This window comes from Nonomuraea dietziae (genome assembly GCF_014195505.1).
Classification (GTDB): Bacteria; Actinomycetota; Actinomycetes; order Streptosporangiales; family Streptosporangiaceae; genus Nonomuraea; species Nonomuraea roseola.
The window spans coordinates 7,602,350-7,616,802 of sequence record NZ_JACIBV010000001.1 but is presented as its reverse complement, the minus strand read 5'-3'; the positions used below and the strand labels follow the sequence as shown (position 1 = coordinate 7,616,802).

Annotated in this window: 14 protein-coding genes; 10 read left to right on the top strand and 4 right to left on the bottom strand. The window is 70.9% G+C overall.

What is annotated here, in order from left to right; genetic code table 11:
• Nucleotides 1–44 precede the first annotated feature (44 nt).
• The gene (locus FHR33_RS36285; RefSeq protein WP_183657664.1) at nt 45–740 is read right to left on the bottom strand and encodes a DUF4097 family beta strand repeat-containing protein; all 696 of its coding nucleotides are present in this window, start codon (nt 738–740) and stop codon (nt 45–47) included.
• Between the two features lie 132 nt (nt 741–872).
• Between FHR33_RS36285 and aceB the strand changes: the two genes are divergently transcribed.
• From aceB to FHR33_RS36260, 5 genes are all read left to right on the top strand, one after another.
• Nucleotides 873–2,450, top strand: coding sequence for a malate synthase A (gene aceB / locus FHR33_RS36280; protein ID WP_183657661.1), 1,578 nt, complete (start codon nt 873–875; stop codon nt 2,448–2,450).
• 27 nt (nt 2,451–2,477) lie between these two features.
• The gene (locus tag FHR33_RS36275) at nt 2,478–3,917 is read left to right on the top strand and encodes an FAD-binding oxidoreductase (protein ID WP_312895879.1); all 1,440 of its coding nucleotides are present in this window, start codon (nt 2,478–2,480) and stop codon (nt 3,915–3,917) included.
• A complete protein-coding gene (locus FHR33_RS36270) occupies nt 3,917–5,317 on the top strand; it encodes an FAD-binding oxidoreductase (protein WP_246452293.1) in 1,401 nt (466 codons plus the stop codon). The genes FHR33_RS36275 and FHR33_RS36270 overlap by 1 nt, the downstream gene beginning before the upstream one ends.
• Before the next feature lie 4 nt (nt 5,318–5,321).
• Nucleotides 5,322–6,581, top strand: coding sequence for a (Fe-S)-binding protein (locus FHR33_RS36265; RefSeq protein ID WP_183657657.1), 1,260 nt, complete (start codon nt 5,322–5,324; stop codon nt 6,579–6,581).
• A gap of 210 nt (nt 6,582–6,791) precedes the next feature.
• Nucleotides 6,792–7,535 carry an IclR family transcriptional regulator gene (locus FHR33_RS36260; RefSeq protein ID WP_376773304.1) on the top strand — a complete coding sequence of 248 codons (744 nt, stop codon included), beginning with the start codon at nt 6,792–6,794 and terminating at the stop codon, nt 7,533–7,535.
• A gap of 16 nt (nt 7,536–7,551) precedes the next feature.
• Here the strand turns inward: FHR33_RS36260 and FHR33_RS36255 are convergent, their stop codons facing one another.
• Nucleotides 7,552–8,445, bottom strand: coding sequence for an SPFH domain-containing protein (locus tag FHR33_RS36255; RefSeq protein ID WP_183657654.1), 894 nt, complete (start codon nt 8,443–8,445; stop codon nt 7,552–7,554).
• A 122-nt stretch (nt 8,446–8,567) separates the two neighbouring features.
• Here FHR33_RS36255 and FHR33_RS36250 point away from each other — a divergent pair, with 122 nt between their 5' ends.
• Nucleotides 8,568–8,780 carry a DUF2277 domain-containing protein gene (locus FHR33_RS36250; RefSeq protein WP_183657650.1) on the top strand — a complete coding sequence of 71 codons (213 nt, stop codon included), beginning with the start codon at nt 8,568–8,570 and terminating at the stop codon, nt 8,778–8,780.
• 31 nt (nt 8,781–8,811) lie between these two features.
• Complete coding sequence (locus tag FHR33_RS36245) at nt 8,812–10,716, top strand: hypothetical protein (protein WP_183657647.1); 1,905 nt, start codon at nt 8,812–8,814, stop codon at nt 10,714–10,716.
• Here FHR33_RS36245 and FHR33_RS36240 read toward each other — a convergent pair.
• A complete protein-coding gene (locus FHR33_RS36240; RefSeq protein ID WP_183657644.1) occupies nt 10,697–11,203 on the bottom strand; it encodes a septum formation initiator in 507 nt (168 codons plus the stop codon). The two genes, FHR33_RS36245 and FHR33_RS36240, sit on opposite strands and share 20 nt — an antisense overlap.
• 93 nt (nt 11,204–11,296) lie before the next feature.
• On the opposite strand from FHR33_RS36240, the gene FHR33_RS36235 reads away from it, so the two are divergent.
• Genes FHR33_RS36235 through FHR33_RS36225 form a run of 3 tightly spaced genes read left to right on the top strand, consistent with a single transcriptional unit; the run spans nt 11,297 to nt 13,673 of the window.
• Entirely contained in the window at nt 11,297–11,977 is a 681-nt protein-coding gene (locus tag FHR33_RS36235; protein WP_183657641.1) for a response regulator transcription factor, read from the top strand.
• Nucleotides 11,974–13,215, top strand: coding sequence for a sensor histidine kinase (locus FHR33_RS36230; protein ID WP_183657638.1), 1,242 nt, complete (start codon nt 11,974–11,976; stop codon nt 13,213–13,215). Before FHR33_RS36235 ends, FHR33_RS36230 begins: the two co-directional genes overlap by 4 nt.
• Before the next feature lie 35 nt (nt 13,216–13,250).
• Complete coding sequence (locus FHR33_RS36225; protein WP_183657636.1) at nt 13,251–13,673, top strand: PepSY domain-containing protein; 423 nt, start codon at nt 13,251–13,253, stop codon at nt 13,671–13,673.
• Nucleotide 13,674: 1 nt separating this feature from the next.
• Here FHR33_RS36225 and FHR33_RS36220 read toward each other — a convergent pair whose 3' ends face one another.
• The gene (locus FHR33_RS36220; RefSeq protein ID WP_183657633.1) at nt 13,675–14,340 is read right to left on the bottom strand and encodes an HNH endonuclease family protein; all 666 of its coding nucleotides are present in this window, start codon (nt 14,338–14,340) and stop codon (nt 13,675–13,677) included.
• Between the last annotated feature and the right edge of the window lie 113 nt (nt 14,341–14,453).

Genomic DNA, 14,453 nt, shown 5'->3' with positions numbered 1-14,453 from the left:
ACGTACCAGAATCATCCCCGAACTGCGCCCATTCAGTCACCTGGTTAAACAGGCAGTACCTTCACGTCGCCCGCGCCCGAGGAAACCACGACCTTTCGCGGCGAGGCGGCGTCGTCGGTGACCTTCACGTCGGCGCTGCCCGCGCCGGTGTTGGTCGTGACGTCGTAGGTGCCCTGCGGGAGATAGAGGGTCGAGGTGCCCGCGCCGGTCTCGAGCTCGACCTTGTCGGGTGAGCTCGCGTACTTCAGCTTGATGTCGCCCGCGCCGGTCTCGGCGAACAGGCGCTTGCCCGTCAGCCCGTTGGCGTCGATGTCGCCCGCGCCCGTGGTCACCTCGATCTCACCCGACAGCGCGCGCAGCGTGATGTCGCCCGCCCCGTTGTCGGTCTTCACGATCATGCCCTTGGGCACCTCGATCGTGTAGTCGATCCAGCAGGAGTTCCAGCCCTTCTTGCAGTCGTAGGACAGCTCGAGGGCGTCGCCGTTCACCTCGTGGACGGGCTTCGGCTGCTCGTTGCGCCAGTGCATGTTCTCGGTGACCTTGATGCCGGTCCTGTCGGAGCCGTTCACCACGATGGCGCCCGCGTCGCCCTTGACGGTCAGCCTGACGACGTCGTCCTTCACCTCGTAGGAGACCGTCTTCTCCTCCGTGGGCCCGCCGATGCCCGCCAGTCCGCATCCGGTCAGCAACGTCGCGGAGGCCAGGAGTCCCGCTGCGGCGATCACGCCCTTCTTGTTCATGGGGCCAATCCTCCCCTGCGCTGGGCAGGAGGGCATCGGGGATCACCCCTACCTTGTCCCCGACCAACCCTGTGAAGTAGCGTCACTTCCATAATTCAGAAGAAGTTTTCCACTATGCGGAAAGAGGCTCCGATGGAGATCACCGGCCCGATGCTCGAGCGGTTCGAGGAGATCCTCACGCCGGAGGCGCTCGCCTTCGTGGCAGGACTCCACAGGAAGTTCGACGCCCGAAGGCTGGAGCTGCTGGAGGCCAGGCAGGCGAGGCAGGCCGAGCTTTCGGCGGGCGGCACGCTCGACTTCCTGCCCGAGACGAAGGCGGTCCGCGAGGGCGAGTGGCGGGTGGCGCCGCCCGCGCCGGGGCTGGAGGACCGCAGGGTCGAGATCACCGGGCCGGTCGACCGCAAGATGACGATCAACGCGCTCAACTCCGGCGCCAAGGTGTGGCTGGCCGACTTCGAGGACGCCAACTCACCACTCTGGGAGAACTGCGTCAGCGGCCAGCTCAACCTGCGCGAGGCCCTGGACCGCGCGATCGACTTCGAGACCGGTGGCAAGAGCTACACCCTGAAGCCCGACGCCGAACTGGCCACCATCGTGGTCAGGCCGCGTGGCTGGCACCTGAACGAGAAGCACGCGCTGGTCGACGGCCGGCAGGTGTCGGCCTCGCTGTTCGACTTCGGCCTCTACTTCTTCCACTGCGCGGCCAGGCAGATCGCCAAGGGCAAGGGCCCCTACTTCTACCTGCCGAAGATGGAGTCGCACCTGGAGGCCCGCCTCTGGAACGACGTCTTCGTCCACGCCCAGGAGGAGCTCGGCATCGACCACGGCACGATCAGGGCCACCGTCCTGATCGAGACCTACCCCGCGGCCTTCGAGATGGAGGAGATCCTCTACGAGCTGCGCGACCACTCGGCCGGTCTCAACGCGGGACGCTGGGACTACCTCTTCAGCGTCATCAAGAAGTTCCGCACGCGGGGCAGGGAGTTCCTGCTGCCCGAGCGCAACGCGGTGACGATGACCGCTCCCTTCATGCGCGCCTACACCGAACTGCTCGTGCGCAGCTGCCACAAGCGCGGCGCCCACGCGATCGGCGGCATGGCCGCCTTCATCCCCTCGCGCAGGGACCCCGAGGTCAACGCGGTGGCGCTGGAGAAGGTCCGCGCGGACAAGACCCGCGAGTCGGGCGACGGCTTCGACGGCTCCTGGGTCGCCCATCCCGACCTGGTGCCGATCTGCGGCGAGGTCTTCACCTCCGTGCTCGGCCAGCGCCCCAACCAGCTCGACCGCCTGCGCGAGGACGTCGACGTCTCGGCCGCCGACCTGCTCGCCGTCTCCGCCACCCCTGGCGACATCACCGAGAACGGCCTGCGCAACAACGTCGACGTCGCGCTGCGCTACCTCGCCGCCTGGATGGGCGGGCTCGGCGCGGTCGCCATCCACAACCTCATGGAGGACGCGGCCACCGCCGAGATCTCCCGCTCCCAGATCTGGCAGTGGATCCACAACGGCATCGAGCTCGCCGACACCGGCGCGGTGGTGACCAAGGAGCTGGTCGAGCAGATCATCGCGGAGGAGCTGGCCAAGATCGCCGCCGAGCCCGGCTACGACGAGGCCCTGTACGCCCAGGCCGAGGCGCTGTTCAAGGAGGTCGCGCTCGACGACGACTTCGCCGAGTTCCTCACCCTGCCCGCCTACGCCCGTATGCCGTAGTCTGCGAATTTCCGAGGAGGTGGCGCGGTGCTGGCAGAGCTGATCGGCAGGCTCGGCGAGGTGCTGGAGCCGGAGGCGGTCATCACCGATCCCGTACGGCTGCGCACCTACGAGTGCGACGGCCTCACCTACCATCGCGCCACGCCGGGCGTCGCCGTCCTGCCGGAGAACGCCGAGCAGGTCGCGGGCGTGATCAGGCTGTGCAACGAGTACGGCGTGCCGTTCGTGGCCAGGGGCTCGGGCACCGGCCTCTCGGGCGGCGCGCTGCCCCGCACCGACGGCGTGCTGATCGTGACCTCGAAGATGCGCGCGATCGTGGAGATCGACCTGCCCAACCGCAGGGCCGTCGTCGAGCCGGGCGTGACGAACCTGGCGATCACCGAGGCGGTCCGCGACCAGGGCTACTACTATGCGCCCGACCCCTCCAGCCAGCAGGTCTGCTCGATCGGCGGCAACGTGGCGGAGAACTCCGGCGGCGCGCACTGCCTGAAGTACGGCTTCACCGTCAACCACGTCGAGGCGTGCGAGATCGTCACGCCCGACGGCGACATCGTCACCCTCGACCGCGCCGATCCCGGCTACGACCTGCTCGGCGCCTTCATCGGCTCGGAGGGGACACTCGGCGTCACGACCAAGGTCACCGTACGGCTCAGCCGCACTCCCGAGGCCGTGACCACCGTCCTGGCGGCCTTCGAGAACATCGAGCAGGGCGGCGAGGCGGTGTCGGCGATCATCGCGGCCGGCATCCTGCCCGCCGCGATCGAGATGATGGACGCGCTGGCGATCGCGGCCGCCGAGGCGGCCGTGGCCTGCCGCTATCCGGAGAACGCGGGCGCCGTGCTGATCGTCGAGCTCGACGGGCCTTCGGCCGAGGTCGAAAGGCAGTTCGCGCTGCTGAGCCAGATCTGCTCGAAGGCGTTCGAGCTGCGGGTGGCCGAGGATCCCGCCGAGCGGGCGGCGATCTGGAGAGGACGCAAGTCGGCGTTCGCGGCGGTCGGCCGCATCAGCCCCGCCTACATCGTGCAGGACGGCGTGGTGCCGCGCACCTCGCTCCCGGAGGTACTGGCGGGGATCGACAGCCTGTCGCGCGAGCACGGCATCAAGGTCGCCAACGTCTTCCACGCGGGCGACGGGAACCTGCATCCGCTGGTGCTCTTCGACGACACCGAGCCGGGCGCGGGCGAGCGGGCCGAGATCGTCTCGGGCAGGATCCTCGACCTGTGCATCGAGCACGGCGGCTCGATCACCGGCGAGCACGGCGTGGGCGTCGACAAGGCCCGCTACATGCCCAGGATGTTCACCGACGCCGATCTCGACACCATGCAGCTCGTCAGGTGCGCCTTCGACCCTCGCGGGCTGTCCAACCCCGGCAAGATCTTCCCGACGCCGCGGCTGTGCGGGGAGGTGCCGGGCGTGCGCAAGGGCGTTCATCCGCTGGTCGAGTCCGGAAAGGCGGAGCAGTTTTGATGCCTTCCGGGGTCACCGTCAGGCAGGCGGGGCCCGAGGACGAGGTGGCGGGCGTGCGTCCCCGGTGGGTGGCGCTGCCCGAGACCACCGAGGAGGTCGCCGCGATCATGACGGCGGCGGCCGAGCACGACCTCGCCGTCGTCCCGGTCGGCGGGGGCTCCAAGCTGCACTGGGGATCGCCGCCCGAGCGGTGCGACGTGCTGCTCGACACCTGCTGCCTCAACCAGGTCCTCGAGCACGCGGAGGGCGACCTGGTGGTGCGCGCGCAGGCGGGCGTCACCATGGAGGCCCTCGCGCGGACGCTCGCCGCGCGAGGGCAGGAGCTGGCGCTCGACGTCCCGGTGGAGGGCGCGACCGTCGGCGGCACCCTCGCCACCGCGCTCCCCGGCCCGCGCTCGTTCCGCTACGGCGGCGCCCGCGACCTGCTCATCGGCATCACGGTCGTCCTCGCCGACGGCACCGTCGCCCACTCGGGCGGCAAGGTGGTCAAGAACGTGGCGGGCTACGACCTCGGCAAACTCTTCACCGGCTCGTACGGCACGCTCGGCGTGATCGCCGAGGCCACCTTCCGGCTGCACCCGCTCGCCTCCGAGCGCCGCTGGATCCAAGCCCACCTGCCCGTACGGCACGCCGACGAGAGCACCACCCCCGGCACGGGGCCGGGCCCCGTCCAGGGATACGCCTCACCGAGCGCGCGGGGCGGGCCACCCCAACGGAAGGCCACCCTCGCCACCGTCCTGGCCACCTCCCAGGCCGAGCCCACCGCCGTCGAGGTCAACCGCGGGGGCGACGACGCGGCCTGCGAGCTGGCCGTCCTGGTGGAGGGGTCGGCCGCCGAGTCCCGCGCCGAGGCCGTCGCCGCCCTGATGCCGGGCGCGACGGTCGGCGCCGAGCCACCCTCGTGGTGGGGCGCGCTTCCCGACGGCGACGTGCTCATGGAGCTGCGCTTCCCTCCGTCGCGGGGTGAGGTTGTGCTGGAGGCGGTCCACGGGCTGGGCGCGACGGTCAGGGGCTCCCTCGCCTCGGGCGTCCTCTGGCTCGCCCTCTCCCCTTCGGAGAGCTCTCCCGAGAGGTCTTCCGAGTCTTCTGGGAGGTCTTCCGAGTCTTCCGAGAAGCTGGGTTCCGAGAAGCTCGGTTCCGAAGAGCTCGGTCGCGAAGAGCTCGGTCGCGAAGAGCTCGGTTCCGAAGGGCTCGGTTCCCAAGGGCTCGCCGGGCTCGTGGCGGGGCTTCGAGCGCGGTTGGCGGAGGTGGGCGGGCGCGTGAGCGTGCTGGCCTCGCCGTACGCGGAGGGTCTCGACAGGTGGGGCGAGATCAGCGCGCTGCCGCTGATGCGGCGCGTGAAGGAACGCTTCGATCCCGGGCGCAGGATGTCCCCCGGCAGGTATGTGGGAGGGATCTGACGCGATGGACCCCGAGCTGATCAAGGACTGCGTGCACTGCGGGTTCTGCCTGCCCTCGTGCCCGACCTACGTCCTGTGGGGCGAGGAGATGGACTCGCCGCGCGGCCGCATCCACCTGATGAGCCAGCACGTCGAGGGCACCCCGATCACCCCGGAGATGGCCGGCCACTTCGACGCGTGCCTCGGCTGCATGGCGTGCGTGACCGCCTGCCCCTCGGGCGTGCAGTACGACAGGTTGATCGAGCAGACCCGTGCCGAGGTGGAGCGGGAGCACGTCCGCGAGCCGAGGGAGCGGGCGGTGCGCGGGCTGGTGTTCGGGCTCTTCCCCTACCCGCGCAGGCTGCGCGCGCTGCGGCCGACGCTCGGGCTGGCCAGGAGGCTCCAGCCGCTGCTCGAACGGGCGCACCCGAGCCTGGGGGCGATGATCGCGCTCGCCCCTGTCCCGGGCAGGCGGCAGCGGCTGCCGGGCCGGGTCCGGGCGGTCGGTGAGCGCAGAGCGGTGGTCGGGATGCTCACCGGATGCGTGCAGAACGAGTTCTTCCCCCAGGTCAACGCGGCCACGGCGCGGGTGCTGGCGATGGAGGGCTGCGAGGTCGTCATCCCGCCGCACCAGGGGTGCTGCGGGGCGCTGAGCGTGCACTCGGGACGGGACGACCAGGCCAGAAGGTTCGCCAAGCGGACGATCAGGACATTCGAGCGCGCGGGGGTCGACACGGTCGTGGTGAACGCGGCCGGGTGCGGCTCCTCGATGAAGGAGTACGCAGAGCTGCTCGCCGACTCGCCCGAGTGGGCGGGAAGGGCCCGCGCGCTCAGGACCGTGGACCTGGCCGAGTGGCTGGCCGAGCTGGGCCCGGTGGCCGAGCGGCATCCGCTGCCGGTCACGGTCGCCTATCACGACGCCTGCCACCTCGCGCACGCCCAGGGGATCAGGGCACAACCCCGTGAGCTGTTGCGCGGCGTTCCCGGGCTGTCGCTGCGGGACATCCCCGAGTCGGACCTGTGCTGCGGGTCGGCGGGCACCTACAACATCTTCGAGCCTTCGGCCGCCCGCGATCTGGGAGACCGCAAGGCGGAGCGGGTGCGCTCGACGGGCGCGCAGCTGCTGGTGTCGGCCAACCCCGGCTGCACAATGCAGATCGCGGCGGCGATGCGGCGGGCGGGTGGGGAGATCAGGGTGGCGCACACGGCCGAGATCCTGGACGCCTCCCTGCGCGGGGTCAGCCCTTCGTTCCTGGACGCCGCCGGCGGAAAGCCCCGCTCGTGAACCCACAGAAGGGGGACGCCGAGCCCCTGACGAGAGTCGGGGCCGGCGCCGGGTTCGAGGCTGGGGCCTGGCTCGCAGCTGGGACCGGGTTCGCAGCTGGACCGGGTTCGCAGCTGGGACCGAGGCCGAGGCAGAAGCCGGATTCGAGGCAGAGGCCACATCCAAGGCAGAGGCGGGGTTCGTTGTGGGGGCGGGGAGGGTGGCGTGAGCGTGCAGTCGGTCGACAGGGCGCTGGACGTGCTGGAGGCGCTCGCGGCGCACGGCGGCGAGGCCGGCCTGTCGGAGATCGCGGCCCGCACCGGCCTGCCGTACGGGACGATTCACCGCCTGCTCCAGACGCTCCTGTCGCGCGGCTACGTCCGGCAGGAGTCGGACCGCCGCTACGCGCTCGGCGGTGCGCTCGTGAGGCTGGGCGGGGTCGCGGAGCGGATGGTCGGGGTGTGGGCGCGGCCGTACCTCACCAGGATGGTCGAGCTGTCGGGTGAGACGGCCAACCTCGCGGTGCTGGAGGGCGACTTCATCGTCTACGTCGCCCAGGTGCCCTCGCCGCGCAGGTTGCGGATGTTCGCCGAGGTGGGCAGGCGGGTGCTGCCCCACAGCACGGCCGTGGGCAAGGTGCTGCTCGCCGACAGGGCCGACGGCGAGTCGATGGCGCTGTTCGAGCGGACCGGCATGCCCCGCCGTACGGCCAACACGATCACCTCCCACGAGGCCATGCGGCAGGAGCTGGCCACGGTCAGGTCGAGGGGGTACGCCATGGACCTGGGCGAGGAGGAGCTGGGCGTGCACTGCCTCGCCGTGCCCGTGCGCGACGGGGCGAGGGTGGTGGCCGCCATGTCGGTCTCGGGCCCCGCCGAGCGCATCGACGCGCTCGACAGGGACGAGCTGGCGGAGGGGATGCGCAAGATCGCCCTCGACTTCGGCCGCGAACTCGGCTCGGACGAGGCCCTCTGACCCCCGAGGCGGCGGCTCAGCGCCTCGGGGTGATGTTGATGGTGCCGTTCTGGGGGACGGGGACCACGTCGACCTTGCCGTCCTGGATCGCCTTCCAGAGGATCGCGCCGTTCGGGCCGAGCACCCGCACCAGGTCCTGGATGGATTCCAGCTCGGTCTTCACCTTGGCGTTGATCTGCTGCTGGGCCAGGTTCTGCTGCTTGGCGGCCTGCTCGGCGGCCAGCGCGTTGATCAGGCTCTCGGGCGGCTGCGGCTTCTGGATGGTCAGCACCACGTCACCGCAGTCGCCGACCCCCGCGTAGTTGGGCTGGCAGAAGTAGTCCGCGCCCGCCGTCTCCTTGATGAACTGCCTGGCCAGCTGGCCGACCCGCTGCTCCCACTGCTGTTTGACCGTGGGGTCGTTGAACAACTTCTTCCACTCGAACTCCTGGGAGGCGGCGTCCATCGCCCGGTCGAGCGGCTGCTTGAAGTAGAAGTTGAGCATCTTGGTCCAGCCGCGGGAGTCCCCGTCCTCGAAGTAGGCGCCGAACTTGCGCCCGATCTTCTCGTGGAACTGCGTCAGCACCTTGCAGTCGGTGTTGAGCGTGAAGGTCGCCGACCCCGACACCTTCATCTCGACGTTGTCCCTCGAGACGATGCTGATGCCGCCCGACTCCGCGCTGTCACCGCCCGAGAAGTCGAAGGTCCGCTGGCCGAACGGGTAATGGTAGTCGGTGTCGCCCGGCCCGAGCCAGGTGGCGCCGCTGGAGGGGTTGATGCATCGCTCGAACTTGATCGCTTCGAATGTGCCGCCCGCGTAGTGGAGCACCACCTCGTCGGGCTCGGTGCTGACCCGGGAGAAACTGGTCAGCACGGTGATCAGGCCGACGAGGACCGCCACCGCCGCCGCTATTAAGAGTCCTCTTCTCACGCGCCGAGATCATAGTCGCGCCATCGGCGGCGGCTCGGTCCGATCAGGTGATCGGGGCGCTCGGGAGATCTCCCCGCGCACCGGCTTCTACCGCCGGGCCTCGCGCGGGTAGCGTGCCAACCATGTGTAGAAGCATCAAGACGCTGCGCCCGCCGTACACCGAGGACGTCACCGAGGAGGACGTGCGCGCCGCGGCCCTGCAGTACGTCAGGAAGATCTCCGGGTTCCGCGCCCCCGCCGCCCACAACGCGGAGGCGTTCGACAGGGCCGTGGAGGCCATCACCATGGCCTCGGAGGAGCTGCTCGCCTCGCTGCAAGTCCGCGGAGCCCATTGACAGCCCTCAAGAGCGGGGGAATGGTCCTGATATGCCCCCCATCAGCGGCCTGTACCGCGGCCAGGACGGTGAATCCCAGCTCGACCTGAGGGTCGATGTCGACGGAAAGAGGCCCACAGGACGGCTCAGCGGCGACCTGTTCACCACGACGGGCTCGACCACCGCCTACCACGGCTCGTTCGTCGTCCACTCCACCACCAGGCAGGGTGATCGGGTCGAGGGCCAGGGCGCCTTCACCTTCGCCGCGCCCGACCGGCACGTGACCGTCACGATCACCGAGGACAGCGCCACCGCCACGGTCGCGGGACGCACCTACGGGCTGCACCGCGCCTCGCCGTACTTCAGGAGCGTGCTGCTGGAGCAGGACTCGGTGGCGGGCGCGGTGCCCTTCGTCTCCTACGACACGGGAGCGCTCCAGGGCCCGCCGGGACGGCGGACGCTGACGGTGGCCGAGGCGTACGCCGAGGCCGGAGTGGAGCTGCGGATCGCCGAGCCCGGCGTGATCCCGGTGGACGGCGCCGGCCAGGACCTCGCGTGGGACGACTCCGAGCTGCACAACGCGATGACGCAGCAGTTCGCCTCGTTCGGCGACCAGGCGGCCTGGCGGGTGTGGCTGCTGGTGGCCAGCAAGCACGTCGGCGGCTTCAGGGGCATCATGTTCGACTACAACGACGCCTGCCAGCGGCAGGGCGCCGCCGTCTTCCACGACGCGATCAAGGGCGAGTCGCCGCAGGCCCAGCGCGCCCAGCTGCGCACCTACGTGCACGAGCTCGGCCACGCCTTCAACCTGCTGCACTCGTGGCAGAAGAACCTGTCGCGCCCGCCGCAGCCCCTCGGCCCGCACGGCGGCTTCGGCGACCTGTCGTGGATGAACTACGTCCAGAACTACCAGCCGGGCGGGGAGCGCGCCTACTGGCAGGCCTTCCCCTTCCAGTTCACCGACCCCGAGCTGGTCCACCTGCGTCACGGCTTCTTCCGCGACGTCGTCATGGGCGCCAACGCCTTCGGCACGGGGGCGGCCGAGATCGACCCCTTCGAGCAGCCGGTCTCCGACCAGTCGGGTCTGCTGCTCGAGGTGCGGGCCAAGGACTTCTTCGAGTACGGCGAGCCCGTCGTGGTCGAGCTCAAACTGTCGTACGCGGGCGAGCCCAGGACCACCCACGGCCATCTGCACCCCGACACCGAGTTCACGCAGGTCTCCATCACCCAGCCGTCGGGCAGGACCGTCCTGTACCGGCCGATGATGCGGCACTGCGTGGACGACTCCCCCGAGATCAGGCTCGACTCCGGCAACCCCGCGATGTACCGCAGCGCGTACATCGGGCACGGGCGCGACGGGCACTACTTCCAGCAGCCCGGCGACTACCAGGTGCGCGGGCAGTACATCGGCGCCGACGGCTCGCGCATCGTCTCCGCGCCCTGCCTGGTGCGGGTCCGTCACCCGATCACCGCCACCGACGCGCGGGTCGGCGAGCTGATGCTGGGCGAGGAGCAGGGCAAGCTGTTCTCCCTGCTCGGCTCCGACTCTCCCGCGCTGCGCTCGGGCAACGAGGCGCTGGAGGAGGTCATCGAGCGCTACGGCGAGCACCCGCTGGCCGTCTACGCGCGGATGGTGAAGGGGCTGAACGCCGAGCGCGAGTTCAAGGACCTGGGCGCGGACAAGAAGCTGCACGTGCGCCCGCCCGACACCGGCGAGAGCATCGAGCAGCTCGGCGCGGTGGCCAGGCAGGCGACCGTCGACAACATCACGCTGAACATGGTCATGCGCAGGCTGGCCAGGGCCGTGGCGAGGAGGGGCGATCTCGATCTGGCCCACGGGGTGCTGGACGACATGGTGTCGACGTTCGCGGCGAAGGGGATCAACGACATCGTGCTGGGGCGGATCAGGCAGCAGGCGGAGCTGACCAAGAGGGCGCTCAGCGCCGAGACGTCATGAGGGGACGGCCCTCGGCGTCGCAGCGGAGCACGACCTCGACCTCGGAGGTCTCCGACTCGAACTCGACCGTGACGTGGTCGTCGGGCTCGGTGTCCACGTCGTCGGTGGTGTAGCCCTGGGCGGGGCTCCACGACCGCAGCCGCACCAGCCCGCGGTCGCACGCGGCGACCACGGTGCCACCGGAGGTCCTGAACGCCCTGACCTGCCCTGCTCCAGGGCTCTCCTGACCCGGGCCCGCAGGCGAGGGGCCCGGGCTGGCCGGGATCGAGCCGGTAGGCGAACCGGTGGGCGCGGGGCCGGGACTCTCGGGAGCCGGACCGGTGGGCGGGGCGGAGGTGGCGGCGGAGAGGGCGGCGCGGACGTCGGCGTCCGACATCGTACGGCTCTCCGTCCCCGCCAGGGAGCCGCCGAGCAGCCCCAGCACCGCCACCCCCGCCACGGTCGCGGTCAGCGCGGCGGCCGCCCAGGCCAGTACGAGTCGTCTCACCCGCTCACCCTCCCCCATCTCGGGATAAGGCGAGGTTAACGCCGGGATAAGCCTGATGTCGGAGCGGTCGGGCACCGTCTACGGTTGACGGATATGGCCGACATCCTGCTCATCGAGGACGACGTGACCATCCGCACCGCCCTCAGCCGTGGGCTGCGCGAGCTGGGCCACGCCGTCTCCTCCTCCCCCACCGCCCTCGACGGGCTGCGGCTGGCCGTACAGGACCGCCCCGACCTGATCGTGCTGGACCTCGGCCTGCCCGACCTCGACGGCGTCGACCTCCTGCGCATGCTGCGGGCCGTCAGCAAGGTCCCCGTCATCGTGGCCACCGCCCGCGACGGCGACGCCGAGATGGTGCCCGTGCTCGACGCGGGCGCCGACGACTACGTCGTCAAGCCGTACAGCTCCGCCCAGCTCGACGCCCGCATCCGGGCGGTGCTCAGGCGTGGGGGGCAGGTGAGGGAGCGGCAGGAGCTCGCCGTGGGCGCCCTGGTCCTCGACGCCAAGGCCAGGACGGCGGCGCTCGGCGGCGTCACGCTCGACCTCACCCCGCGCGAGTTCGACGTGCTGCACTACCTGGCCGAGCGGCCGGGCGAGGTGGTGACCAAGCGCGAACTGCTGACCGAGGTGTGGCAGGTGCCGTACGGCGGGGCCGACAAGACCGTGGACGTCCACCTGTCGTGGCTGCGGCGCAAGCTCGGAGAGAGCGCCGCGAGCCCGCGCTACCTGCACACGGTGCGCGGCGTCGGCGTCAAGCTCGTGGACCCCTCGTGAGGAGATGGCTGGCGCTGCTCGCCGCCGCGATCACCTCGCTCGTGCTGATCGCGCTGCTGGTCCCGATGGCGCTGCTGATCCGCTCGGTGGCCGAGAACGGCGCCATGTCCCGCGCCACGGCCACCGCCGAGTCCGTCGCGGTCGCCGCGGGCTCGCCCGCGCTGGAGCTGACCGTCGAGCAGGCGCGCGGCGGACCGTTCCCCGTCACCGTCTTCCTGCCGGGCGGCGGCGTGCTGGGCGCCACGGCCGCCCGCGACGACGCCGTACGGCTGGCCGCCACGGGCCGCAGCGTCACCGCCCACGCGCCCGGCGGCAGGACGGTGCTCTCCTCCGCGCTCACCCCCGAGGGCACGGTCGTGGTCAGGGTGTTCGTGAGCGACGCTGAGCTGACCAGGGGTGTGCGCGAGGCCTGGCTGGGCCTGGCCGCGCTCGGCCTGCTGCTGGTCGCGCTCGGCATCGTGCTGGCCGACCGTCTGGCGCTGGCGATCACCCGTCCGATCGGCGCGATGGCGCAGGTCTCGCACCGTCTGGCCGGCGGCGACCTGACGGCGAGGGCCGCGCTGGACGGCCCTCCGGAGGTGCGGTCGGTGGCGCTCGCGCTCAACCACCTGGCCGGACGCATCGACGACCTGCTGGCCGCCGAGCGGGAGTCGGTCGCCGACCTGTCCCACCGCCTGCGCACCCCGCTCACGGGGCTGCGCCTGGACGCGGAGTCGCTCGCCGACCCCGCCGAGGCGGCCAGGATCGCGGCGCGGATCGACGAGTTGCAGCGGGCGGTCACCAGGGTCATCACCGAGGCCAGGCAGCGCTCGAACGAGCAGTCCTGCGACGCGGCGGAGGTGGTGGCCGAGCGGGCCGCGTTCTGGTCGGTGCTGGCCGAGGACCAGGGGCGCGAGATGCGCCTGGACCTGGCGAAGGGCCCGCTGCCCGTGCGGGTGGGCGCGGCCGAGCTGGGCGCGTGCGTGGACGCGCTGCTCGGCAACGTCTTCGCGCACACCCCCGAGGGCGTGGCCCTCGCCGTACGGCTGACGCCAGGGGTGCGGCTCGTCGTCGCCGACGAGGGCCCTGGCTTTCCCCCTCAGGCCCTGGAGCGCGGACGCAGTGGCGCGGGCTCCACCGGGCTCGGGCTCGACATCGCCCGCAGGACGGCCGAGTCGGCGGGCGGCGCCCTCGAGCTCTCGCCCGGCCCCGGCGCGACCGTCACCGTCACCCTTAGCCCGGCCTTAGCGCTCTCCTAGCGCGGCGCTATCTCCGGCGGGGCGAGTCTGTGTCCATGACGACAACACTGATCGCCGCAGCGCTTCTGTTCGCCACTCCCGTCCCCGGCACTCCTGCCCCGACCGTTTCCGTCCCTGCCACCAGCGCGCCCGCCACGGCCGCGCCCGTCACCGAGGCTCAGGCGGTCGAGATCGCCAAGGCCCGTGTGCCCGGCGCGACGGTCGGGGACGTGGAGCGCGACGACGAGCACGGCGAGCGCACCTGGGAGGTCGAGCTGACCAAGGGCGGGCGGGAGCACGAGATCCACGTGTCGGAGCAGACCGGCAAGATCGTCAAGCAGGACACCGACCAGGCCGACGCCGGTGACGAGGCCGACGCCCGTGACGAGGCCGACGCCCGTGACGACGCCCGTGACGAGGCCGACGCCCGTGACGACGCCAGTGACGAGGCCGACGACAGTGACGGGGCCGACGACTGAGTCAGCAGGAGGACAGGATCCCGTCCATCGCCGCCTTCTCCGCGGCGGTGACCCACAGCGCGTACTTCGTCTTCACCTTGACCTGCCTGGCGATGTAGGCGCACCTGTACGCCTTGCGCGGCGGCAGCCATGTCGCCGCGTCGGCGTCGCTCTTCTGGTTGTTGAGCGGGCCGTCCACGGCCAGCAGGTTCAGCGGGTCGTTGGCGAACTCCTTGCGCTTGTCCTTGCTCCACTGCTGGGCGCCCTTCTGCCAGGCGTCCGACAGCGGGATGAGGTGGTCGATCTGCACGGCCATGCTGGTGTCCTGGCCGCGCGTGAACTTGATGGTCTTGCCCGAGTACGGGTCGTCGAGGATCCCGGTCAGCACGATGCAGTCGTGCGTTCCCTTCTTGAACGTCTCCTCGCGCAGGTCCCGCTTGAGTATGTCGTTGCGCGTGTCGCACCCGTTGCGGTCGACGTCGGCCCAGGCGGGGCCGAACTTCTCGCGCTCGAAGCCGGTCTTCGGGGCACGGCCCTTGACGGCCAGCTTCTTCAGGTCGTCGCGCGCCTTGCCGATGTCGGCTGACGGCGGCTTGCCGACGTCGGACTCGTGGTCGGCGGCCTGGGTGGGCCCGCATCCGGTCACCAGCGCCAGAGAGGCCAAACCCACCAAGAGTTTCCTATTCACGGTTAAAGTCTAGGCAATGGCACCAAGCACCCATTCAGCCGAAGACAAAGCGAATCGCGTGCGCACGTAGATCCGGAATGAGTCCTGGCCCGTGGTCGGCCGCCGTCCCCGGT